Genomic DNA, 23,308 nt, shown 5'->3' on the forward strand with positions numbered 1-23,308 from the left:
TGTGGCCCCACGACTCGCTCTCGCCGATGCCCAGGAGGTTCTCGAGGCCGCGCTGGCGAAGGCGGAGGACATCGGGCAGCCGATGAACGTGGCCGTCGTGGACGACGGCGGGCACCTGCTCGCGTTCGCCCGGCAGGACGGCGCGATTCTCGCCAGCGTCGACATCGCGATCCGCAAGGCGCGGACGGCGGCGTTGCTGAAGATGACGACCGCGCAGCTGGGGGAGGCGGCCGCGCCGGGTGCGCCCCTGTACGGCATCGAGGTGACCAACGGCGGACTCGTCATCTTCGGCGGCGGGATACCGCTGGTCCGCGGACGGGAGGTGGTCGGCGCGATCGGTGTCAGCGCCGGTTCCGTCGAGCAGGACACCGAGGTGGCGGAGGCAGGTGCGGCAGCGCTGCCCAAACGCGCGCGGCGGTGACAGGGACCGGACCGTCACGGTTCGCCAGCGCGGTGACACGTCGGCTGTGGTTCCTTGTCGACGTCCCGGGTTTTCGTCGAAATGGACGGCAGCCCGAGGGTGAGGAACCGACCCCGTTCTGGTCGCACGGTGGCGTCAGCACTCGCTTTCCGGGATGTAGCCTTGCTCGCACCCGTACTCGCGCTGCAGGTCGCCCGAGGTATCGCCCCGCCTCGGGCCGCCGGGGTCGAGGTAGCCTTGGTACTCGGGGCACTTCGGGTTGAACCGCCCGGCGTCCACGGCCCGCTGGCCGCAGCCGGGTCCGCTGTCGGCACGAGGCGAGCGCTTGGTCGACGATGTGCTCTTCGGGGGTGCGGTCGATATCGACGTGGCGGCCGGTACCGAGGTGGTCGGGATCGCCGACGTGGACGATGGCGGGGGCGTCGCGGGCACGGGACGCCCCTCACCGCACGCGGTCACGGCGAGGACCACAGCTACCACCAGACCGGCGGCTCGCGCCTGCATACCGGTACATCACGGAAACCGCGTCCGGCGTTAGTTGAGAGACCGGCCAGATCCGAAGACTCGAGGTATCTCACGGTGTGGGCGGATCGGCTATCCAACCGCGTCCGTTCGGGTGATCTGAACGCTGATCAGTGACATCGGAGGCGGACGCGGCGATCTTCACTCGCGGTGGCATGGAGGCTGCTTGTGAAGTCCGGTGAGGGTGGGCAGAAGGGGCTTTCACGCGCGCTCGCTCTCTGGCATCCTGTAGGGCTCGCCGGAGGACGGCGGGCCCTGGAGCCCAATGCTGCCAGGTCCGTAAGCCCGTCTTCGCGAGGGGGATGCAGCGGTATGACCGCGCAAGTGGATACGCGCCGACTGACTGTTGTCGCGAGCAAGGTCGACGAGTGGCGCAGGAGACTCATCGACCTCAGCTACCGCAATACCTTGCTCTACTTCCGGGACACGAAGACCGCGACTCTCGACCTCACCCAGGCGGACGCCGACGCGCTGACTGCCCTCGAATCCGGCTCCAGGGTCCGGCTGCGTGCGCTCGTATCCGACGACGAGCTGCATCGGGACGCCTGCCGGAGAGCCCGGAACCTGAGCCGGAAGATTCGCATCTTCGACGAAGAGCAGGGTATCGACGTCGGACGGGTGGCGTTCGGGCTGGTGCGGACGACGGCCCGGAGGAATGGCCAGGGCAACATTCCCGCGCTTCGCGCTCCGCTGCTTCTCCGGCCTCTGGCCCTGACCACGAGGACGGCCACCGACAGCGACTTCACACTTGCGCTGACGGATGAAGCGGAACTGAATCCCGTCCTGATCCATGCGCTCGACGAACACTTCGGTGTGGAGGTCGAGCGGATCGAGGGCGTCCTCGAAACGGCGGCTGAGGGCCTCACCGGCATGGCACTCGCCGAGAAGGTTCACGCGCAACTCGCCGAGGCGGCCGGCGCCCAGGGGGTCGAGCTCACGTTCGAACGCGCCGTGGTGGTCGGTACCTTCAACTACGTCAAGCTTCCCATGGTCGAGGACTTGGCGAACGCGACCGAGCTGCTTACCTCACACGATCTCGTCGCCGCTCTGGCCGGGTTCGAACCGGCGAAGGAAGCGCTGATCACCGATTCCGCCGATCTCCACATACCACAGGTCGACGAGCTCAACCCCTCGGACGAGTACCTGGTACAGGATGCCGATTCCTCACAACACCGCGCGATCATGACCGCGTTGAGCGGGCAGCACCTCCTCATCGAAGGGCCGCCGGGCACCGGCAAGAGCCAGACCATCGCGAACATCATCGCCGGCGCGGCGGCAACCGGGAAGAAGGTGCTGTTCGTCGCGGAGAAACGAGCCGCCATCGAGGCCGTGCTGAACAGGCTGGCCGAGGTCGGGCTGGACGGGCTCGTCTTCGATCTTCACCAGCAGAACGCCTCGAAGCGTGAAGTCGCTCAGCAACTCGCGCAAAGCCTCGACCGCGTCACGAAAGAACCGCCGGTCGACACAGAGGAGCTTCACGAACGCTTGGTGACGTCGCGGCAGAGACTCCTCGACCACTCCCGTGAACTCCACGTGCGCCGGGACCCCTGGAACATCAGTGCCTACGAGGTCCGCGCGCAGCTGCTCGATCTGCCATCCGACGACATGCCCGGAGTGTTCCGTGGTGATCGGCTCCGGGCCCTGAACGCGGCCACCGTACGGGAGGTCGAACGGAGTCTGAAGGACTTCGTCGAGCTCGATGGGCTGCGCATACTGCGCGGGGAGACTCCGTGGCGGAACGCGGATGTCCGCACGGACGAGGACGTGCGCAAGATCCTGGTCGAGCTGGATCAGCTGGCCGATGGGACCCTGCGGCGTGGACAGGAGGGAATGCACCGGTTGCTCCGGCAGACGGGGTTGGCCGCTCCGCACGACATCGAAGCCTGGGAGCACGTCCTTCGCCTGCTCGATGACGTCTCGAAGAGCGTCGACGCCTTCGGGCCGGAGATCTTCGGTTCCCATCTCGACGCTTTTCACTGTGCTACTGGTGATCGGAAGCAGCGCGAACGGTACGCACCGCACATCACTTTGTCGTGGAAACAGCGTCGCGCATTGGTCAAGCAGCTCAGGGCGATGTCACGGAACGGGCTCGTCAAGCGTCCGGCATTGCACGCCGCGCTCAGCCAGGTTCTCGAACAGCGCGACCGTTGGCGTCGTCTGGGCGGACAACACACCGTTCCGGCGCAGGTTGTCGGACTCGAGGAGGTGATGCGCGACTACCAGACCCTGCGCACCCAGCTGGCCGCGGTAGCGGCTTCCGCTCGACGTCCTGATCTCACCCCTGGACCGGCCCATGTGGTGGAACAGAAGCTCGGTGAGCTCCGTGACGACCACCGGATGCTGTTCCGGATGCCGACGTTGAACGGGCACCTGCAGTTCTTCCGCCGGCTAGGCCTCGATGAGCTGTTGAACCAGATCGCACAACGCAACCTGACGGCCGAGCAGGCGTGGATGTCCTTCAAGCGCATTTGGTTGAAATCCCTGGACGACGAGTTCAGGATCCAGTCACGGGAGCTCGGACAATTCGTTCCTGAACGGCAGGACCGCGCCGCCGACGATTTCCGGGCGGCGGACACGCGTCATCGTGCTCAGGCCGCACGGCGGGTGCGGCGGCAGGTCGCACGGATGGCGAGGCAGGCCGGTGACGCGTACCCGGAGCAGACGCGGGTCCTGCGGCAGCAGGCGAGCCGGAAGAGCCGGCACATGGCCACCCGGAAACTTGTCCAGCAAACCTCGGACGTACTGCTCTCACTGCGGCCGTGCTGGGCGATGTCGCCTCTGGTCGTGAGCCGCATGCTGCCGGCCGAAAGGCTCTTCGACCTGGTCGTGTTCGACGAGGCGAGCCAGATCCAGCCGCACGACGCGATCACCGCCATCATGCGCGGTGACCAGCTCGTGGTCGCGGGAGACGAGAAGCAGTTGCCGCCATCCACCTACTTCGAGCGGGTACTCATCGGCGACGGTGATGAGGACGAGAACGAGGACGATCTCGGTGACTACGAATCGATCCTGACGGCATTGCGGTCCGTCATCCCGGCTACTCAGATGCTGACGTGGCACTACCGGAGTGCTGACGAGCGGTTGATCTCCTTCTCCAACCGCGAGATCTACCGGGACGCGCTGGTCACGTTCCCCGGCCCGGCCAAGGACAACCCCGTCACCCTGGAGCTGGTGAACGGCGAGGCGTCACCGGGTCAGGACGGCTCCGCTCCCGCCGAGGTGGAGCGGGTAGTCGAGTTGATCCTGCACCACGCGCGGACACGCCCGGGCGAAAGCCTCGGCGTGATCACGCCTGGCGAGAAGCACCAGGCGCGCATCGAACGCCGGCTGGCGCAGGCTCGTCGCGAGTCCCCCGAACTCGACGAGTTCTTCTCCGAGGACGTGGAACTCACCCGGCGGTTCTTCGTCAAGAACCTGGAGAGCGTTCAGGGTGATGAGAGGGATGCGATCATCCTCAGCCTCGGCGTCGCCCGCAGCGCGTCCGGCCGGATCAACAGGACGAGTTTCGGCCTGCTCAACAGAAAGGGGAGCGAGCGGCGGGTGAACGTGGCCGTCACGCGGGCGAAGAACCGGATGACGGTCGTCGCGTCCTTTTCCGCTGCTGACCTCGAACCATCGCCCGACCTGACGGGAACCGAACTCCTGCGACGCTATCTGGACTTCGCCGAGCGACTGGGGCGGATCGAACAAGTGGGCTCGCTGGACGACGTGCCACTGAACGGTTTCGAACGCTCGATCCGGGATGCCCTGAGTGAACGTGGTGTGCCGGTCTACCCCCAGTGGGGGTTCTCGGACTACCGGATCGACTTCGCACTGGGGCACCGGGACCAGCCTGGACGGATGGTGCTCGCTGTCGAAGCCGATGGCGAGCGCTACCACCGGGCTCCCTCCGCCCGAGACCGCGACCGCCTGCGGCAGTCGCATCTGGAGAAGCTCGGCTGGCGCTTCCACAGGTTGTGGTCTTCGGCGTGGTTCGCCGACACCGCGAAAGAGACCGAGCGGATCATCTCGGCATGGCAGCGCGCCATGGATGAGGCCGACGCGCCGTCCGCCGAAGACCCCGTGCTGGAAAGCGACGTCGAAATCCCGGAAGACATCGCCGTCTCGCGTAGCCCGCGTCCGCGAGTCCCGGCTGGGCTGCCGATTCACCAATACACGGAACGGCAGCTCGTCGAGGTGTGCCGGTGGCTGATGACCGACCGCCTGCATCTCAGCCGTGATGAGCGATTGGCCCAGGCAATGGCCGACCTGGGCTTCCAGCGCCGGGGCCCGCGCATCGTCGAAAGGCTCACCGCCGCAATCGACGTCGCGCAGAAGTTGGCGGACCAGGAGGAGGACTGAGATGTTTCCGTTGGACCCACGGACGCTCGACCGCTTGGCGAAGATCATTGTGGACATCGGTGGTCCCTACGAACGCAAGGGCTACGAGCTCGAGGAGCTGATGCGGAACGCGCAATGGGAGGACGTGCCGGCTTACGACGGCTCCCCGCGAGTGCCGTGGCTCCGGGAGCAACTCGAAAAGCGACGGGAGAACCTTGCCGAGATCGAGCGGCTCCTGTGCCGGGTGTGCGACCCCGTCGAATACGACGATGGCGTGGTCAGTGCCAATGAATTCCGGGACGTGGTCAACGCGAAACTCGAATCGGAAGGGCTTGTTGTCACCCTGGTCGGCGGCCGGCCGGTGGTGGGACAGGTGGGTACGGACGGGTCCGCGCCCACCTTCGCCGAACCGCCTGATCTGCGTGGCAGGCTGGAGAAGCTGATCAACGACCCGGCCACGGTCGATGTGCTGATGGGCAGGGTCGAGGAGACGAGGATCTGCTTCTCCAACGGGGCATACCGGATGGCGACTATCGGCATCGGAACGTTCATCGAGGGACTGCTGCTCTCGGTCCTCCTCGAGCGTGACGATGATCTGCGGGAGAACGGCTTTCCCGACGTCCGGCAGCGGATCCCCGCGGAGAGGCGCTCAGGCAGGCGCTTCCCCGCGGACTTCGCGCCCATGGAACTTCTGATCGACACCGCTTTCGCGAAGGACTGGGTCCAGCTCGACGCGACAACGTTCGCCCACACGGTGCGCGACTTCAGGAACTTCATCCATCCACGCAAGGAACTGGCCGAGCAGCCCCGTTTCGACGGGGATACGGTGATGCTGTGCTGGGGGCCCGTCCAGGCGCTTCTCAACGACCTCGAACACAACCTGCCACCGGCCTGAGCCCGGTGGAACGGTCAGGCCATGCCGCCGTTGGTGTAGATCACCTGGCCGTTCACCCAGCGAGCCGGGCCTGCGAGGAAGGCCACCGTCTCGGCGACGTCCTCCGGCGTGCCCAGCCGCTCGAGCGGGGACTGCGCGGCCAGCCGGTCGATCGTCGCCTGGTCTTTGCCTTCCAGGAACAGCGGGGTGGCCGTCGGGCCGGGGGCGACCGCGTTCACGGTCACGTCGCGGCCCCGCATCTCGCGCGCCAGCACCAGTGTCATCGCCTCCACGGCGCCCTTGCTGGCGGCGTACGCGGCGTACGTGGGGAACGCCAGCCGCGTCACCGAGGTCGAGAAGTTGATGATCGCGCCGCCACCGCGGATCCGCCGTGCCGCCTGCTGCGACACCACGAACGTGCCGCGGATGTTCGTCCGGTGCATCCGGTCCAGGTCGTCCAGGTTCAGGTCGACCAGCGGCGACAGCAGCATGATCCCGGCCGTGTTCACCACCACGTCGACGCCGCCGAACGCCTCCTCGACGGCGTCGAACGCGGCGGCCATCGCGGCCTCGTCCGCCACGTCACCGCCCACCGCGATCGCCTTGCCGCCCGCGTCTTCGATCCGGCCGACCACCTCGTCCGCGGCCGCCTTCCGGCCCGCGTAGTGCACGGCCACCGCCATGCCGTCGGCCGCCAGCCGCTCCGCCACCGCGCTACCGATCCCGCCCGAACCACCTGTCACCAGGGCCACTCGCATGTCTGCCTCCTTGGTAATGAACGCTGAGTCCATTAAAGCACTTTGTGAACGACGCGTCCATATGGCAAGCTGGCGCCGTGGACGTGAGACGACGCGGCCGTGGACGCCGACCCGCCGCCGAGGTGCGGGACGACATCCTCACCGCGGCCGGCAAGCTGCTGATCGACGAGGGCATGGCCGCGTTCACCATTGAGAGGGTCGCGCTCGAGGCCGGTGCGAGCAAGACGACGATCTACAAGTGGTGGCGGTCGAAGGGTGCGCTGGCCCTCGACGGGTACTTCCACGCTGTCGAGTCGACCCTCGCCTTCCCCGACACCGGGGACATCGAGGCCGACCTGAGCAGTCAGGTCCGCGCCTTCGTGCACCTGCTGACCGAGACGCCCGCCGGTCGCGTGATCGCCGAGCTCGCCGGGCAGGCCCAGACGGACCCGGACTTGGCGACCGCGCTGCGGGAGCGCTACACGGTGCCGCGGCGCCGGCTGGCCGTCGAGGTGATGGAGCGGGCGCGGTCGCGCGGGCAGCTGCGAGGTGATGTGGATTTCGAGGTGGTGGTGGATCAGCTGTGGGGGGCTTGCTACCACCGGTTGTTGCTGCCGGCCGAGCCGCTGAACGATCAGTTCGCGGTGGAGTTGGTGCGGAACGTGCTGCGGGGGATCCGGGCGTAGCGGCTACCCGGAGCGTGGAATGGTCCGTTCACGCCCGCGCGGGTGGCGCTGTCGTGCGGCAGCGAACCGGTCTCGAATCAGGTTCGAGATGAATGGTCCGCTCACCTCCGCGCGAGTGGCACTCTCGCGCCGCAGCGAACCGGTTCCGAGCGCGTCGGCGATGAATGGTCCGTTCATCGCGGCGCGAGCGGCGCTCTCGTGTGGCAGCGAACCCGATCCCGCGCCGCGACGGTGGTGAACGGTCCGTTCATCCCCCGGTGAGTGGCACTCTTGTGCGCGCGGGTGGCCCAATCCGGAGGCAGCCGCCGCCACCCTGCCGAACTTCAGGCCGCGACCCGGCAAGACCTCGGGCTGCGACCCGCCGAATCCCGCGTCGAACGGCGGGGAACCGAAGGCAGCCAACCGGCAAACCCAAAGGCCGCCACCCCGAGCAAACCCCAAGGCGTCACCCGCGGAATCTCAGGCCGGCCGCGGCGGAACCTCAGGCCCCCACGCAGCAAGACCTCGGGCTGCGACCCTGCGCAACCCAGGTCGGTCCCCCGTCGTCGCACCGGCCCGCCGCCCGGCCAATCCCCGGGCCGCCACCGGCCAAACCCCCGGGGCGCCCCCGCGAACGCCAGACCGGCGCCCGGCGACTCCCGAGGCCGCCGCCCGGCCAAACCCCAGACCGCCACCGGCCGAAACCCCGGGGCGCCCCCGCGAACGCCACACCGGCGCCCGGCGACTCCCGAGGCCGCCGCCCGGCCAAACCCCAGACCGCCACCGGCCGAAACCCCGGGGCGCCCCCGCGAACGCCAGGCCGCCGCCCGGCGAACCCGAGGCCGCCACCCGGCCAATCCCTGGGCCGCCACCGGCCAAAACCCCGGGGCCACCCCGCGAGCCCCAGGCCGCCGACCCCGCGAGCCCCAGGCCGCCCGCCCAGCGATACCTCAGCCCGCCAGCACCTCGGACTTCTCGGCGCCCCGCACCAGCAGCATCCGGTGCCGCGCCACCTGCTTGGCCGCGCCGAACCCGGCCACCGCCACGAATCGGTCTCCCGCGAAGTACCCGGCCACCGTCCCCTTCACCGGACCACCCGCCAGGCCCTCGCCCTGCAGCGGCACCACGCTGTCGGCCACCTGGGGCCGCCCGGCCATCTGGATCTTCAGCCCGAACTGGTCCGACCAGAAGTACGGCACCGCGGGCGCGGGAGCCTCGACGCCGAGGATGTCCCGCGCCACGACCGCCGCCTGGTCGGTCACGCTCGTCCAGTGTTCGTACCGGAAGCGGCCCCCGTGGCCGGCGTCGTCCCACGCCGCGACGTCCCCGACGGCCCACACCCCGTCCGCACCCAGCACCCGGCCACTCGCATCGCAGGCCAGGCCGTTCGTGACGTCGAGATCCAGTTCGGTGCGAAGCCAGTCCACGCGGGGCACCGCGCCCACGCCGACCAGCACCACGTCCGCCGAGAGCCGCGTCCCGCCCGCGAGGCGCACCGTCCGCGCATCGGCGAAACCGGCCATCGTCGTCCCGAGCCGAAGGTCCACGCCGGCCTCCGTGAGCATCCTCCCGCACAACACGCCGACCTCCGGGCCGAGCGCCCGCTCGCACGGCACCGGCCCCGCCTCCAGCACCGTGACCGCCAGCCCCCGATCACGGGCAGCACTGGCGACCTCGGCGCCGATGAACCCGGCACCCACGACCAGCAGCGACGGCGCCTCCTCCAGAGCGGCCTTCAACGCCAGCGCGTCGTCGAGCGTGCGCAGCGTGTGCACCCCGTCCGGCTGGCCAGGCAGCCGACGCGCCTCCGCACCGGTCGCCACGACAATCGCGTCCGCGGCCAGCGACCGCCCGTCCGCCAGCTCGACAGCCCCCGCAGTCAGGCCGACGGCCGGAACGCCGAAGTGGGTGTCGACGGCGAGCCCGGCGAGCGCCTCGGCGTCCTTCAGCACGATGCGCTCGGGCGCCCACGCGCCGGTGAGGATCTGCTTCGACAGCGGCGGCCGGTCGTACGGCGCGTGCGGCTCCGCGCCCACCAGGCTGATCCGGCCCCGGTAACCCTGGTTGCGCAGCTGCTCGACCGTGCGCACCCCGCCCAGCCCGGCACCGACCACCACGACGTGCTCGACCACCACGACCCTCCGCTCGCCGTTTGCGATCATGGTAGGGCGGCGGTCGCGGGACGGGTCGGGCGAGCAACCCTTGCTCTGCGTGACGCGGGCAGACCCCGGGATCACGCTTCGTGATCGGACGAAGCCGCCGCGCCGAACACCAACGGCACGTGCTCGCGGCCCCCTCGTCCGCGAGCACGTAGACGCCCCTCGGCGCGCGAACGACCCGAAATCAGCCCCTCACGAAAACACCCGTGCGGGTGAGAAAACGGATGCCCGGAACGACCGGCTCCAGGGTTGTTTCAGCCGTTCCGGGCATCCAGGCGCTCACTCGGCGGGGTCGTCCCGCCGGTGGTGCCGTCCGGTGGGGGACAGGTGGTGGCGCCAGCGCGCCGGCCGGTCCGTTTCGTGTCGGTTGCCGGATCTGGAGCCACTGCCCAGCACGTCGTCGGCCGCCACCAGACGCTCCTCGCCGTCGGCGTCGGTCAAGGGCACCATCAGTCCCCCGGCCGCGTCGGCCCGGCACTCACCGGACACGGCGCCCACGCGCACGGTCACCTTGTCGGGCCCGTCGTCGTCGCGGTCGAGGTACATGAGCCGTTTCCCGACCGGGAAGGCGTCCGCCTGCAGGTGGTGGTCGTGGGACATGGTCGTCATCCGGTGCTCCCCTCGCATGGTCTTTCCTACAGCGTTCACCGCCGGGGTCCGGAGCGGATTTCGGTCCGCCGTCTGCCTGCCTCCTGGCGACGGCGGAACCCGATGCTAACTGGCAAATCGCGCGAGCACGACCCTTTGTTTCTCAGAAGTCGTTCGGGCGCACCGGGTCGCGGCCCTCGACGATCTCCCGCGCCAGGTCGGCGACGCGTTTGTTGTGGTCCCGCGCAAACCTCCGCAGTCCCTCGAACGCTTTGTCCACACTGATCTTGTGCCGTTCCGCCAGCACGCCTTTCGCCTGCTCGATGACGACACGGCTGTCCAGTGCGATCTGCAGGTGCCGCAGGCGGACTCCGAGCTGGTGCAGATCCCGTTGGTGCGCCAGGCGAAGCGCCGCCGCGTGCGCGAGCATCCGGCCCCTCGTGTGGGCGTTTCCGCCGCCGTCGAACAGGCACAGCACGCCCAGCGGATCGCCGACGGCCTGAATGGGCACCGTGTGTACCGCCGAGTAACCGGCTTCCGCGCAGGCAGCGGAAAACCGCGGCCACGGGCCGTGGCCCGATGATCCACTGTGGAGACACTCGGGTACCGGTCCCTCTCCGTGCTCGAGCTGGAACCGCACGAGCGCGTTCCCGTGTCCGGTCCCGGCGGTCACTTCCGCCTCGCCCGGGTACGACAGCAGCACCCCGGCATCGCGTGCCGGGACGACGGCGACCGCGCGCGCGGCGAGGTCCTGCGCGAACCGGGTCGCGTCGAAGTCCTCGGCCTCGCGCGACAGCAGCTCGAACAGGGTGTCGATCAGATCCGTGCGCATCGGCCGCCATCCCGGGCTGTGTGGGAAAGCGGTACCCGCCGTCCGGTTCGCGGAACTGCGCTGATCGGGTGAATCACGGGCCGTCGTTGATCGACTCTGCACCGTGCTTGACCAGCGTCAACCGCGGCCCGAACAGGCGAGGAAACTTGTGTGACCTGCGTTACGGTCATACGGTGGATCAGGCTGGCAGGCCCACCACCGAGGGAAGTGACCCGCGATGCCGCGGTCAGCGGATCCACTCGTCACTGCCGACGCCGTCTTCGAGCGCCGCGAGGCCCCGGCACGCGACCTGGCCGCCCAGGCCGACGCCGTCGCGCACGCCTGCCACGCGATGGCGGTGCGGTTCCACCGGGGCGGCAAGCTGGTCGTGTTCGGCAACGGCGGTTCCAGCACCGACGCCCAGCACGTGGCCGTCGAGTTCGTGCACCCGGTGATCGTCGGCAAGCGCGCGTTCCCGGCCATCTCGCTCACCGCCGACATCGCGACGCTCACCGGGGTCGCCAACCGCACCGGGTTGTCCGACGTGTTCGCCCACCAGATCCGGGTCCTGGCCGATCCGGCGGACATCGCGCTCGGCATCTCCACCGACGGCGAGTGCGCGAACGTGTTGCGGGGCCTGGAGGTCGCGCACGAGCGCGGCCTGCTGACCCTCGCGCTCACCGGCGGGGACGGCGGCGCGGTCGGGCGCAGCCCGGCGGTCGACCACCTGCTGCTCGCGCGGTCCGCCGATCCGCGCGTGGTCAAGGAGGTCCACGTCACGGCCTACCACATCCTGTGGGAGCTGGTGCACGTGTTGTTCGAGCAACCCGGTCTGCTCGACCCCGCCGTGCTGGGGACGTGAGCGCCATGGCCGGCGAGGAGATGGAATCGCTGTACCCGCTCCGGTACGCCGACGGCACCGATCTGGACGCCGTGCTCGCCGAGGTCCGCCAGTCGACCGTGCGCAAGGCCAATGAGATCGCCGACCTGCGCCGCGGTGTCCTGGAGCGCGACGGGGTCCAGCTGACCTCGTGCGCGTGGGACATGGCCGTGCGCTTCGCGCGCGGCGGCCGGCTGCTCGCCTTCGGCAACGGCGTCAGCTCGACCGACGCGCAGGACCTCGCCGGCCTGTTCCTGAGCCCGGCCGGGGACGCGCGTCCGTTGCCCGCGTTCGGGCTCACCAACGACATCGCGGTCGTCACGGCCCTGTCCGACGACATCGGGTTCGACGTCGTGTTCGCCCGCCAGATCGGCGCGTTCGGGCGCGCCGGGGACATCGCGGTCGGGCTGTCCACGAGCGGCAACTCGCCGAACCTGTTGCGCGCCTTCGACGAAGCCGCCCGCCGCGGCCTGCTGACCGTGGGCATCGCGGGCTACGACGGCGGCCGGATGGCCGAAGTGGACTCGATCGACTACCTGTTCGTCGTCCCGTCGGCGTCGGTGCACCGCGTCCAGGAAGCGCAGACGACGCTCTACCACGCGCTGTGGGAGCTCACGCTCGCCGAACTGCCGGCCCACGAAGCGGGCCAGTCGCACGTCCCCACCCACTGAGCTGCCGGGTGATCAGCCGTGTCCACCGCCACCCAGCCGAGCATCGAGTCGGGTCGCGCCGGACCGGCGGGATGAGGATCAAGTTGGTGGAGGTGGGTCAGGTGTGTCAAACGTGCGGGTGTTCGGACACCGCTGCCGTCGTCACGGAACCGGGTCACGGCCACGGGCACCGGGTGGCGCGGGAACCGGACGCGCTGGCCGAGAACGACGTTCTGGCCGAGGAGAACCGCGCCTGGCTGCGCTACCAGGGCGTGCTGGCCGTCAACCTGATGAGCTCGCCGGGCTCGGGCAAGACCACGCTGCTCGAACGGACGGCGCGGGAGTCCGGCCTGCCGGTCACGGCGATCGAGGGCGACCAGGAGACGTTGCTGGACGCCGAACGGATCAAGGCGGCGGGCGCGCCGGTGGTGCAGATCAACACCGGGACCGGGTGCCACCTCGACGCGGCGATGGTGGACCGGGCGCTGCGCACGCTCGAACCCGAACGCGGTTCGGTGCTGTTCATCGAGAACGTCGGCAACCTGGTGTGCCCGGCGCTGTTCGACCTCGGCGAGTCCTGCCGGGTGGTGGTCCTGTCCGTCACGGAGGGGCAGGACGAACCGCTGAAGTACCCGCGCATGTTCGCCGCCGCGGACCTGGTGGTGCTCAACAAGATCGACCTGCTGCCGTACCTGGACTTCGACGTGGAACTGTTCGACGAGAACGCCCGGAAGATCAACCCCGGCGTGGAGGTCCTGCGGGTGTCGGCGACGCGCGGGACCGGGCTGGCGGACTGGTTCGGGTGGCTGCGCGAGCGCGCGGGATGAGGTGGTGATGAGCACGGACAGCGTGGAGGTCCGGCGCACGGCGATCGCCGGCCCGCCCGGTGGTCAGGGCGGGGGACGCGCGGAGTCCGCGGTAGCAGGACGACGGGCCGCCTGCGATCGGTGAGCGGCGCGGTATCGTCCACTTCGCACAGTCGGCTCAGTTCGCTCGCGCGGGCCGGCGGATCACGGTGTCGCGAGGTCCGCCGCGTCGTACTTGCACGCCGCGTTCCACAGGAGGAACGAGTCCATCCCGTTCTCGCGCGCCCCGTCGAGCTGGGCGCGGATCTGCTCCGGTCCATAGTGGACCTTCATGCTGAACGCCTGGATCCACGGGATGATCACCGCCTGCGTGCCGGCCGCCTGCTGGGCGAACGCGGCCAGCGACCGTTGTGTGATGTCGTGCGGCTCGGATTCCGGGTCGGCCACCCCGTACTCGCCCGCGCCCCAGTGCGACGGGTAGATCATCGGCGCGATGTAGTCCACGCGGCGGGCCATCTTGGCGATGTCCTGCCCGATCTGCGTCGGCCGGTTGACCGCTATCCCGAACACCGAAGCGCCGACGAACGCGCCCTCCGCCCGCACCGCGTTGCGGCTCTCGTCCAAGAAGTCCGCGACGGCGTCCTCCGGCGTGCCCTGCAGGCCGGGGAACCGCAGCTGCTCGATGGGTCCTTCGGGCCGCCGGACGTAGTCGTAGAGGACGTCGTCGAACCCGGCCCGCGCGGCCTCGGCCGCCAGCGCGATGTTGTACTCGCGCACCTCACGGTTGGCGAAGTTCGTGAACGCGTACTCGCCGTACCCGCTGGCCCACGGCTGGCCGTCGGCGCTCTGCACGACCCGGTCGCGCTTGCCGGACTCCCACGAGGCCCGCGCCAGGATCGGGTCCCGGAACGCCACCAGCCGCCCGACGACCCGGATGCCCTCCTTGTGCAGCTGCTCGACGACCCCGTGCAGGTCGTAGTAGTTCTTCGAGGCGCCGATCTCCCGCGCGAGCGGCACCTGCGAGGCGTACCCGACCTCGCCGCTCTCGTCCTTGATGTCCAGCTCGATCGTGTCGATCAGCCCGTCCCGCGCCATCTGCAGCACCGGGTCGCGCAACGCCGGCGCCGTCCACGCCTGCGCGGTCATGTGCACGCCGCGCATGCCGGGGTGCCGGGCCAGCACCGGCACCCGCCCGGCCGCGCGGTTGCCCGCCGCGTCCTGCGCGCCGATCTCGATCTTCGCCGGCGGGGTCGGGACGGTGGCGGTGAAGTTGCCGAACTCGTTGACCTTCACCTCTTCGCCCTGCACCGTGACCTTGTCGGCGCCCTTGGCCGTGCCGCGCAGCGTCACCGGCTTGCGCGGGTCGTTGATCTCGACGGGCTGGAACGACAGCTCGGGAGCGGTGTTGTCCACGCTGAACGTGCGGGTCACCTCGGCGTCCGGCAGTCCCGGAACCTCGTTCGGCAGCCGGGCGACGAGCGTGTGCTGGCCGTCGTCGATCTTCAGCGGCGGGAGGACCAGACGTCCGCCGTCACGCTTGGTGGCCACCGGCTGGTCGTCCAGGGTGACCGCCACCCGGTCGAGGTCGCTGTCGCGCGCCGCCGTCACCCGGATGTCGCGCAGGGACTCCGCGTTCGTGGTCACCTTGTCCCCGAGCCCCTGGATGGCGAGCCCGAACGGCAGCGACCCCACCACCACCGGGGCGAGGGCGACGGCGATGGTCGCGACGATCACGACGAGGACGAGGACCGAGTTCTCCGAGCGCGTGTGGTGCCTGCCCATGTACCCCTCCCGTGCCGGTGCCGAGCAGGAGGCACATTCCCCGGTTCGATCGGGTCATGCGGGATTCCATCCCTTCGGGTTACACCCCGTTGCCTCCGCGCTACGGACGGCGCACGTTGGAAGGCGTGACACCCAAACTGGCTTCCCTCGTCGCGGTCCTGTTCCTGGCCACGGGATGCACGACGGTCGTGACCGGCCAGCCGCACGAGCAACGCGACGGCGCGCGGGAGTGGGCCGCCTTCGCCCCGCTGCGCTCACCGGACGCGCCCGCCGCGCCGGCCGATCCGGCCGCGGTCCGGGCGAACGAGCTGGGCCACGTCCCCGTGCTCATGTACCACCGCATCGTGGCCGAGCCGGAGTCGGTGTACGACCGCACCCCGGACGACTTCCGGGCCGAGCTGGAGCGGCTCGACCGGGAGGGCTACGTCCCGGTGCCGGCCGCCGACTTCACCGCGGGCCGTCTCGACGTGCCCGCGGGCAAGCACCCGGTGGTGATCACCTTCGACGACGGCGACCCGAGCCAGTTCGCGCTCGGACCGGACGGCAACCCGGCGCCGGGGACCGCGGTCGCGATCATGCTCGACGTCGCCCGCAGCCACCCGTCGTTCCGCCCGGCGGCCACGTTCTACGTCAACGCCGAGCCGTTCGGCGACCCCGGCGGCACACGCACGATCCCGTGGCTGCTCGCCCACGGGTTCGACGTCGGCAACCACACGATGACCCACGCGAACCTGCGGGAGGCCGACGAAGGCACGACGCACACCGAGATCGCCGACCTGGACGCCCTGATCCGGCGCGCCGCGCCTCAGGCGAACCCGGCGACCATCGCGCTGCCGTTCGGCATCCACCCGCGTCCGCCGGAGCTGGCGTTGCACGGCGACGGCTACGACTACCAGGGCGCGTTCCTGGTCGGCTCGAACCCGTCCGCGTCACCGTTCACCACGGACTTCGACCCGCTGAACATCCCGCGCATCCGGTCGCAGGGCGCGGACGGCGACGAGGCCGAGTACGGGTCGTCGGCGTGGCTGGACAAGCTCGCGCACGGCAACAGCCTCTACACCTCTGACGGCGACCCGGCCCGCATCTCCTACCCAAAGGCCGACTCGGACGAGGTGGCCGCGAAGTTCCGTGGTCAGGAGAACCCGTACTAGGGCCTGTCCTCAAAGCCAGATGGGCGGGTGGCCAGGTCGATCATGCCGGTCGGCGATCACCCGTCGCGGCCTGGTTGCCGGATGCCCGGGCCCGTCTTCCACGGCCCCTAACGCTCGGGCAGGTCCCGCCACGCCACCCCCGTTCTGGCCTTGAACAACATCCCGTTGATCACCCGGCGGACATCAACCCGCGGACGGCCCCTCACACCCGACGGAGCCGGTTTCCGCCGTTCCGGGGCTCCAGTTCGGACAGTCGCGCCGTGTGGCGCGCACGCAGCGCGGTGCCGGCGTCCGGCTCCAGCGGAAGCCCAGGTGCGACAACCTCTTCGGCGCTCCGGCCGTTGGTGACGGACAGCCCGATGCGGTCAGCGGCGGGCCAGCGCCGCGTTGTGCATGACGTGCTGCATCAGGATCACGAGCACCTGCTTCGTGGACTCGCGGTCCCGCGCGTCACACAGCAGGATCGGCACCGACTCGTCCAGTTCGAGCGCCGCGCGCACCTCTTCGGTGCCGTAGCGGTAGGCGTTGTCGAAGCAGTTGACCCCGACCACGAACGGCAGGCCGCGGCGCTCGAAGAAGTCCACGGCGGGGAAACAGCTCTCCAGCCGGCGCGTGTCGGCCAGCACGACGGCGCCCAACGCACCCTGCGCGAGCTCGTCCCACATGAACCAGAACCGGTCCTGCCCCGGCGTGCCGAACAGGTACAGGATGAGTTCGGGGTTGATCGTGATGCGGCCGAAGTCCAGCGCCACCGTGGTGGTGGTCTTGCTCTCCACGCCGGTCAGGTCGTCGATCCCGGCCGAGGCCTGGGTGATCGATTCCTCCGTCCGCAGCGGGGAGATCTCGCTCACCGAGCCGACCATGGTGGTCTTGCCGACCCCGAAACCGCCTGCGATCAGCAGCTTCACCACGGTGGCGGAGACGTTCCGCCGGGGCTCAGAGCCTGCGAATGCCATCGAGAACCGCCTGGAGTACGTGTTGTTCGGGGGTGTCGGACAGGGGCTGGGACGTCCGGTAGATCACGTGCCCGCGTTCGATGAGGTCGGCGAGCAGGACCTTCACGATCGGCACCGGCAGGTCGAGGTGGGCCGCGACCTCGGCGACCGACAGCGGCCGCTGGCACAGCCGCACGATGCGCGCGTACTCGGGCGCCATCGTGGCCGCTTCGGCCGGTCCGGGCAGGGCGACCACCAGCGACAGCAGCTGCAGGTCGATGTTGCCGGCGTGGGTACGGCCGCCCGTGATCGTGTACGGCCGGGCTATCGGGCCGGCCGCGTCATCGAACCACGTGTCCTCGTCCCGCGGGATCATCATCATGGCGCGGTTTGCTGCTCAACCCGTGGCGCGGCGCTGAGCGCGGCACCGACCCGTTTCACCATCATGTTCATCGCGTACGCGACCAGGCCCATGTCGACGTCCTCGGCGGTCAGCAGCGCGAGGCAGGCGCCGTGCCCGGCCGTGGTGACGAACAGGAACGCGTGCTCCATCTCGACCACGGTCTGGCGGACCGCGCCGCCGCCGAAGTGGCGCCCGGTGCCCTTGGCGAGGCTCTGGAACGCCGACGCGACCGCGGACAGGTGCTCACCGTCCTCTTCGGACAAGTTGGTGGACCGGCCGATCAGCAGACCGTCGGCGGACAGGACCACGGCCCGGTCCGCGCCGACGACCTGTTGCAGGAGGTCGTCGAGGAGCCAGTCCAGCTCGTTGATTCCCGCGTTCGGCATCACGTGTGCTCTCCCAGAATGTCGGTGGTGCTCGGATCCTGTTCACGAGCGCGGCGAGTGCCCTGCTGGAAGGCCGAGAGCCGGCTGCGCGCCTGCTCCGGGCTGTCCGCCGGCACGGGGTTGTGGTCGGTGGCGGTGCTGAACGTCGCGGTCTGTTCTTCCTTCCTCAACTGCGGGGCCAGGTTCTGCTGCTTCCGGCGCCGCGGCAGCGGCGGCCGGTCGGCCGAGATGGGGCCGGCGTGCTGCGGCCGGGCCTGCGGCGGCCGCGTGTCGATCGGCACGCGCGTGTCCAGCGGTGGCCGGGAGTCCAGGGGCGCCCGCGCCGGCACCGACGGGCGCGACGGCGGGGTGTGCTGCTGCGGGGGCGGTTCCGGCGCGGCGACCGGCACGGTCGGCCGGAACAGGTCCACGCGTGGCGGCGCCTCTTCGTGCTGCCCGTTCGTGGCGGGCGGTTCCGGCGGGGCGTCGTCCTCCTCGGGCCAGCGGTGCGCGGGCACGCTCTGGGCGGGCACCAGCGTCTCCTCCGCCTGCGGGGCGTCCTCCGATTGCGGGACCGGGGCCAGCAGCTCGGACCGGACCAGCACGATCGCGCGCGTGCCGCCGTAGGCGGAATCCCGCAGCGTCACCGAAATACCGTGCCGGGCCGCCAGCCGCGCGACCACGAACAGCCCCAGGCGCGGCTCCGCGGACAGCGCCATGACGCTGAAGTCCGGCGGCTCGTGCAGCATGGCGTTGAGCTCTTCGGCCTGCTCCGGCTCGATCCCGAGGCCCTGGTCCTCGATCTCGATGACCACGCCCTTGCCGACGACGTCACCGAACACCTCGACCCGTGAGTTCGGCGGGGAGAACGACGTGGCGTTGTCGAGCAGCTCGGCCAGCAGGTGGACCAGGTCGGCGACGACGGGGCCGGCGATCGCGACGTTCGGCAGCTTGCCGACGGTGACGCGGGCGTAGTCCTCGGTCTCCCCGGTGGCGCCGCGGACCAGGTCGGCCAGCGCGACCGGGTTGCGCCACTGCCGTCCCGGGCGCTCGCCGCCGAGGATGATCAGGTTCTCGGCGTTGCGGCGGGCTCGGGTGGACAGGTGGTCCAGGCGGAACAGCATGTCCAGCTGGTCCGGGTCCTCCTGCTTGCGCTCGGCCTCGTCCAGTGCCTTGAGCTGCCGGTGCACCAGCACCTGGCTGCGGTGGGCGATGTTGAGGAACACCTTCTTGGTGCCCTCACGGGTCTTGGCCTCGTCCACGGCGGCCGCGATGGCGGTCTGCTGAGCCTTGTTGAACGCGTCGGCGACCTGGCCGATCTCGTCCTCGCCGTGGTCCAGGAGCGCGACCTCGGTGTCGAGGTCGACGGCCTCCCCGGAGCGCACCCGGCCGACCAGGTCGGGCAGCTGCGTCTCGGCCGCCTCCAGGGTCTCCTCGCGCAGCCGAACGAGGCGCCGGACCAGCCGGTTGGACAACCGCCACGCCACGAAGAACACCGCGAACGACACGATCAGCGCGGCCGCACCGGCGATGATCGAGGTGACCAGGGTGCGGTCACCGTTGTCCAGGCCGATGGTGGTCGCGTTCGAGCTCTGCTCGATGTAGAGGCCCATCAGGGCGTTGCCGACCTGGGTCGCGGCATCGCGCCATTGCGCCTCGGGCACCGGGAGCGCGTTCTGGTTGCCGCGCAGGAAAGCGTTTTCAACCGTGCTCAGGGTGTCCCACGCCGGGCTGTTCACGAGCGCGTCGTACTTGGCCCGGACCGACGGGATCATTTGCGGCGCCGCGACTTCGAGCTCGGCGTGGTAGGCGCCGACCTGCGCGATGTAGGTGCGGAACTCCTCCTCGGTGAGCCCGCGGCCGGCGACACCGGCCGCCGCGAGGGCGTCACCGCGGGACATCGCGTCGGCGGCGGTGAACAGCGGCATCGCGGTGACGCGGAGGAACGCGGTCTGCGCGTCCGGTGCGCCCTCCGCGACGGCGTTCAGGCCGTTGGCGAACTCGTCGATGATGCGGTTGTAGAAGGCGTAGGCCTCGAGCGCGGAGACCTGCTTGCTGTCCACGCGCTGCCGGAGTCCGGGCAGCTGCGCGAAGTTCGCACTGGTGTTGGCGATGCTCTGGCGCACCGATTCCGGCGCGTCGTCGATCATGTCCTGCAGCACCGACGCCATCCGCGCGGCGGTGGCGTCGGTCTTGCCGCGCGCCTGCACCAGATCCGCGCCGGGGGCGGCGTTGCTCGCCAGGGTGCGCAGGGTCAGCACGCGTTCGGCGCGCACGGCACCGAAGAAGAGTGCGCCCGGCTCGGCCGAGTCGTGGACCTTGGTCGCGAACGTGCGGGCTTCCACGGCTTGCGTGACCAGGTAGCCCGCGAGCGCGACGCCCGCGAGCAGGAGGGCGACGCTGGGCACGATCGCGATCGCGAGCACCCTCGACCGGATCGAAGCACGCCGCCTACGTGTTCCGAATGCCTTTTTCAACGCTCTGGAGAGCCTTCCCGCAACTCGATGTAATGGTCTCGGCCCCCGGACCCGAGTTGACGCTTCGCGCAGAAACCCGCCGGGGCTCTGCGACCGGGAGAGTGAACCAGCCCGAACAAGTGTGAGTCAACTTCACGTTCTGTCGTACCGGCCGTCCTCCTCGGCGAGGAGCCGGGGACTTTCGCACCGCGCCGATATTGTCGCCGCGCTATATGATCTCGTTACGCCCCCTGCGCCGGGGTCGAGCAGATCGGTGCGGCCCCCGGGGAATGCCGAAGCAATCCGCGGAAGCTATTCCGCCGGTCGGTCCGGTCGGCTGCTCCGAATGGTCGCAACGGACCGCGCTGCACTCCTTAATCTTGTGATCTGTCCCACCTTTATCGATGAGGGATCGGGGTACCGAACGAGATTCTAGCGGCCGCGCAACGGGTCCACGGCGGGTTGAGCCGGGCCGTGGCAGGTTCGGTCCACATCGGAGAGTACGGCTGATCAGCGGTTCTCACGGTGGGTGTACCGGTCGTGCGCGAACGGTGTCCCGACGAGCGTGACATATCCGACATTGCCCCGGTGTGGTTCCCTGGCCTTCGGGCACTACGGGTGACCACCGCGTCACGAGGGGCCCGCTGTTTCTCCTTCACGACCGGTGCGTTTTCCGGAAAATACGCGGAAACGGCCGTGGCGATAGGGTTCGCACATGGTGGCGACTGCGACGGAGCTGGCCCGGGCCGTGCGGGCCGGGGAAGTGGATCCGGAACGGGAGACGGAACTGGTGATCGCGGGCATTGCGGCCGCGGATCGCGTCGTCGGTGCGTTCCGGAAAGTGCGTGCGGCGGAGGCGGTGGCCGAGGCCCGCCGGGTGCGCGAACGGCCCGATCTCGGCGAGCTGCCGCTGGCCGGCGCGCCGGTCGCGGTGAAGGACGTGGCGGCGATCGCCGGCGAGACGGTGACGCGCGGATCGCGCGCGGTGCCGGCTGCGACCGCTGGTTCAGACCACCTCGTGGTGCGGCGGCTGCGCGAAGCCGGTGCGGTGATCGTCGGGATCACGCGCGTGCCGGAGCTGTGCATCTGGCCGATGACGGATTCCCCGGAGGGTATCGCACGCAACCCGTGGGTTCCGGCGTACACGGCGGGCGGTTCGTCGGGCGGGAGCGCAGCGGCGGTGGCGGCCGGGCTGGTGCCGGTCGCGCACGGCACGGACGGGCTGGGCTCGATCCGCCTCCCGGCGGCGATGTGCGGGCTGGTCGGGATCAAGCCGGGGGCCGACGTGCTGCCCGAGGACGGCTGGTTCGGGATGTCCGCGCACGGCAGCCTGGCGACGACGGTCGCCGACGCCGCGTTGGTGTTGTCGGTGCTGGCCGGGCGGCCGGACCTGGCGACGGTCGGCGAGCCGGGCCGGTTGCGGGTCGCGGTGTCGACGGAGGTGCCGTTGACGCACGCGCCGGTGCCCCGGCCCCTGACGGCGGCGGTGGAACGGGTCGCGGACCTGCTGGCCGGGGCGGGGCACGCCGTGGAGCGGGCGCGGCCGCGTTACGGCGTCGAGCCGGTGGCCGGGATCCTGGAGCGCTGGTTCGCCGGGCCTGCCGAGGAGGCGGCGGGGCTGGACGAGAGCCTGTTGCAGGCGCGGACGCAGCGGCACGTGCGGATCGGGCGGGCCGTGCGAAAGCTGGTGCGGCCCGGAACCGCGCGGCGGTGGATCGAGCGGGCGGCGGAGTTCTTCACCGCGCACGACGTCCTGATCACCCCGACGCTGGCCACGTTGCCGCCGAAGGCCGCGGCGTGGCACACGCGGTCCTGCGCCGCCAACGCGCTGCCCTCGATCGCGCTGGCGGGCTTCACGGGACTGTGGAACCTGGCCGGCTACCCGGCGATGTCCGTCCCGGCCGGACGTCATCCCAACGGGCTACCGATCGGGGTCCAGCTGGTCAGCCGCCCCGGCGGCGAAGCGCGGCTGCTGGCGCTGGCCGCGCAGCTGGAGGCGCTGAACCCCTGGCCACGCCTGCCGTAGCTGAGACCCGCCGATGTGGCGTTGGTGGCGCTGGCCGTGACATCGGCCGGCGAGCGCGGGCGGGGTCGCATCGGCCGGTGAGTGCGGGCGGGGTCGCATCGGCCGGCGAACGTGGCGCCCGCCGTCACAGCGGTTGGCGAGCGCGGGCGGCGTCGCATCGGCCGATGAGCGCGGGTGGTGGGCGCCGGTTACTTCTTCGGGGAGGGGAGGGCCGCTTCGGTGGCTGCTGGCCGTCCCGCCGAGCGGCGGGGCGCGGCTGCTGGCGGTGGCCGCGCAGCTGGAGGCGCTGAACCCCTGGCCACGCCTGCCGTAGCTGAAGCTCGCCGATGTGGCGTTGGTGGCGCCTGCCGTGACATCGGCCGGTGAGCGCGGGCGGCGTCGCATCGGCCGGTGAGCGCGGGCGGTGGGCGCCGGTTACTTCTTGGGGGAGGGCCGCTTCGGTGGCTGCTGGCCGTCCTGCCCGGGCGGCGGGACGCGGCTGCCGGCGGTGGCCGGGCGGCTGGAGGCGCTGAACCCCTGGCCATGCCTGCCGTAGCTGAGGCTCGCCGATGTGGCGTTGGTGCCGCCGGCCGTGACATCGGCCGGCGAGCGCGGGCGGGGTCGCATCGGCCGGTGAAACCGGGCGGCGTCACAGCGGTTGGCGAACGCGCGGCGTCGCATTGGCCGGTGAGTGCGGGCGGCGTCGCATTGGCCGATGAGTGCGGGCGGCGGCACAGCGGCCGGCGAACGTGGCGCCCGCCGTCGCATCGGCCGGTGA

At 70.4% G+C, this 23,308-nt stretch carries 18 protein-coding genes and 1 pseudogene; 9 read left to right on the plus strand and 10 right to left on the minus strand.

Annotated features, from left to right (window positions below; all coding sequences use genetic code 11):
* Position 1 precedes the first annotated feature (1 nt).
* The 3 genes from FB470_RS15910 to FB470_RS15920 all read left to right on the plus strand — a co-directional run bounded on the left by FB470_RS15910 (position 2) and on the right by FB470_RS15920 (position 6,158).
* Entirely contained in the window at positions 2–421 is a 420-nt protein-coding gene (locus tag FB470_RS15910) for a GlcG/HbpS family heme-binding protein (protein ID WP_306992352.1), read from the plus strand.
* A gap of 834 nt (positions 422–1,255) precedes the next feature.
* Positions 1,256–5,284 (plus strand): AAA domain-containing protein, encoded by a 4,029-nt coding sequence (locus FB470_RS15915; RefSeq protein WP_306992354.1) that lies wholly within the window; start codon positions 1,256–1,258, stop codon positions 5,282–5,284.
* A 34-nt stretch (positions 5,285–5,318) separates the two neighbouring features.
* Positions 5,319–6,158, plus strand: coding sequence for a hypothetical protein (locus tag FB470_RS15920; RefSeq protein WP_306992355.1), 840 nt, complete (start codon positions 5,319–5,321; stop codon positions 6,156–6,158).
* Between the two features lie 14 nt (positions 6,159–6,172).
* Here the strand turns inward: FB470_RS15920 and FB470_RS15925 are convergent, their stop codons facing one another.
* Entirely contained in the window at positions 6,173–6,895 is a 723-nt protein-coding gene (locus FB470_RS15925) for an SDR family oxidoreductase (protein WP_306992357.1), read from the minus strand.
* Positions 6,896–6,972: 77 nt separating this feature from the next.
* On the opposite strand from FB470_RS15925, the gene FB470_RS15930 reads away from it, so the two are divergent.
* The gene (locus tag FB470_RS15930; protein WP_306992359.1) at positions 6,973–7,560 is read left to right on the plus strand and encodes a TetR/AcrR family transcriptional regulator; all 588 of its coding nucleotides are present in this window, start codon (positions 6,973–6,975) and stop codon (positions 7,558–7,560) included.
* Between the two features lie 929 nt (positions 7,561–8,489).
* On the opposite strand, the gene FB470_RS15935 is transcribed toward FB470_RS15930, so the two are convergent.
* The 3 genes from FB470_RS15935 to FB470_RS15945 all read right to left on the minus strand — a co-directional run bounded on the left by FB470_RS15935 (position 8,490) and on the right by FB470_RS15945 (position 11,118).
* Entirely contained in the window at positions 8,490–9,701 is a 1,212-nt protein-coding gene (locus FB470_RS15935; RefSeq protein ID WP_306992362.1) for an NAD(P)/FAD-dependent oxidoreductase, read from the minus strand.
* 276 nt (positions 9,702–9,977) lie between these two features.
* Positions 9,978–10,307, minus strand: a complete 330-nt coding sequence (locus tag FB470_RS15940; protein ID WP_306992364.1) for a hypothetical protein — start codon at positions 10,305–10,307, stop codon at positions 9,978–9,980.
* Between the two features lie 142 nt (positions 10,308–10,449).
* The gene (locus tag FB470_RS15945) at positions 10,450–11,118 is read right to left on the minus strand and encodes an ANTAR domain-containing response regulator (protein WP_306992366.1); all 669 of its coding nucleotides are present in this window, start codon (positions 11,116–11,118) and stop codon (positions 10,450–10,452) included.
* A 217-nt stretch (positions 11,119–11,335) separates the two neighbouring features.
* Between FB470_RS15945 and FB470_RS15950 the strand changes: the two genes are divergently transcribed.
* The 3 genes from FB470_RS15950 (at position 11,336) to hypB (ending at position 13,454) form a co-directional block, all read left to right on the plus strand.
* Positions 11,336–11,959, plus strand: a complete 624-nt coding sequence (locus FB470_RS15950; RefSeq protein WP_306992367.1) for a D-sedoheptulose-7-phosphate isomerase — start codon at positions 11,336–11,338, stop codon at positions 11,957–11,959.
* A 5-nt stretch (positions 11,960–11,964) separates the two neighbouring features.
* Positions 11,965–12,648, plus strand: coding sequence for a D-sedoheptulose-7-phosphate isomerase (locus tag FB470_RS15955; RefSeq protein WP_306999297.1), 684 nt, complete (start codon positions 11,965–11,967; stop codon positions 12,646–12,648).
* A 101-nt stretch (positions 12,649–12,749) separates the two neighbouring features.
* On the plus strand, positions 12,750–13,454 hold the full coding sequence (hypB, locus tag FB470_RS15960) for a hydrogenase nickel incorporation protein HypB (protein WP_306992368.1): 705 nt from the start codon (positions 12,750–12,752) through the stop codon (positions 13,452–13,454).
* A 183-nt stretch (positions 13,455–13,637) separates the two neighbouring features.
* On the opposite strand, the gene FB470_RS15965 is transcribed toward hypB, so the two are convergent.
* The gene (locus tag FB470_RS15965) at positions 13,638–15,215 is read right to left on the minus strand and encodes a putative glycoside hydrolase (RefSeq protein WP_306992370.1); all 1,578 of its coding nucleotides are present in this window, start codon (positions 15,213–15,215) and stop codon (positions 13,638–13,640) included.
* A 125-nt stretch (positions 15,216–15,340) separates the two neighbouring features.
* Here FB470_RS15965 and FB470_RS15970 point away from each other — a divergent pair, with 125 nt between their 5' ends.
* Complete coding sequence (locus FB470_RS15970) at positions 15,341–16,366, plus strand: polysaccharide deacetylase family protein (RefSeq protein ID WP_306992372.1); 1,026 nt, start codon at positions 15,341–15,343, stop codon at positions 16,364–16,366.
* A 110-nt stretch (positions 16,367–16,476) separates the two neighbouring features.
* Here the strand turns inward: FB470_RS15970 and FB470_RS15975 are convergent.
* From FB470_RS15975 to FB470_RS15995, 5 genes and pseudogenes are all read right to left on the minus strand, one after another.
* Positions 16,477–16,575: pseudogene (locus tag FB470_RS15975) on the minus strand (transposase); the annotation flags it as partial.
* Between the two features lie 156 nt (positions 16,576–16,731).
* On the minus strand, positions 16,732–17,322 hold the full coding sequence (locus FB470_RS15980; RefSeq protein WP_306992375.1) for a GTP-binding protein: 591 nt from the start codon (positions 17,320–17,322) through the stop codon (positions 16,732–16,734).
* Positions 17,303–17,677 carry a DUF742 domain-containing protein gene (locus FB470_RS15985; protein ID WP_306999299.1) on the minus strand — a complete coding sequence of 125 codons (375 nt, stop codon included), beginning with the start codon at positions 17,675–17,677 and terminating at the stop codon, positions 17,303–17,305. Before FB470_RS15985 ends, FB470_RS15980 begins: the two co-directional genes overlap by 20 nt.
* A 2-nt stretch (positions 17,678–17,679) precedes the next feature.
* The gene (locus FB470_RS15990; protein ID WP_306992377.1) at positions 17,680–18,090 is read right to left on the minus strand and encodes a roadblock/LC7 domain-containing protein; all 411 of its coding nucleotides are present in this window, start codon (positions 18,088–18,090) and stop codon (positions 17,680–17,682) included.
* Complete coding sequence (locus FB470_RS15995) at positions 18,090–20,495, minus strand: sensor histidine kinase (protein WP_306992379.1); 2,406 nt, start codon at positions 20,493–20,495, stop codon at positions 18,090–18,092. Before FB470_RS15995 ends, FB470_RS15990 begins: the two co-directional genes overlap by 1 nt.
* A 745-nt stretch (positions 20,496–21,240) precedes the next feature.
* On the opposite strand from FB470_RS15995, the gene FB470_RS16000 reads away from it, so the two are divergent.
* The gene (locus FB470_RS16000) at positions 21,241–22,551 is read left to right on the plus strand and encodes an amidase (RefSeq protein ID WP_306992381.1); all 1,311 of its coding nucleotides are present in this window, start codon (positions 21,241–21,243) and stop codon (positions 22,549–22,551) included.
* The last annotated feature ends 757 nt before the right edge of the window (positions 22,552–23,308 follow it).

The organism is Amycolatopsis thermophila (assembly GCF_030814215.1).
Taxonomy (GTDB): domain Bacteria; phylum Actinomycetota; class Actinomycetes; order Mycobacteriales; family Pseudonocardiaceae; genus Amycolatopsis_E; species Amycolatopsis_E thermophila.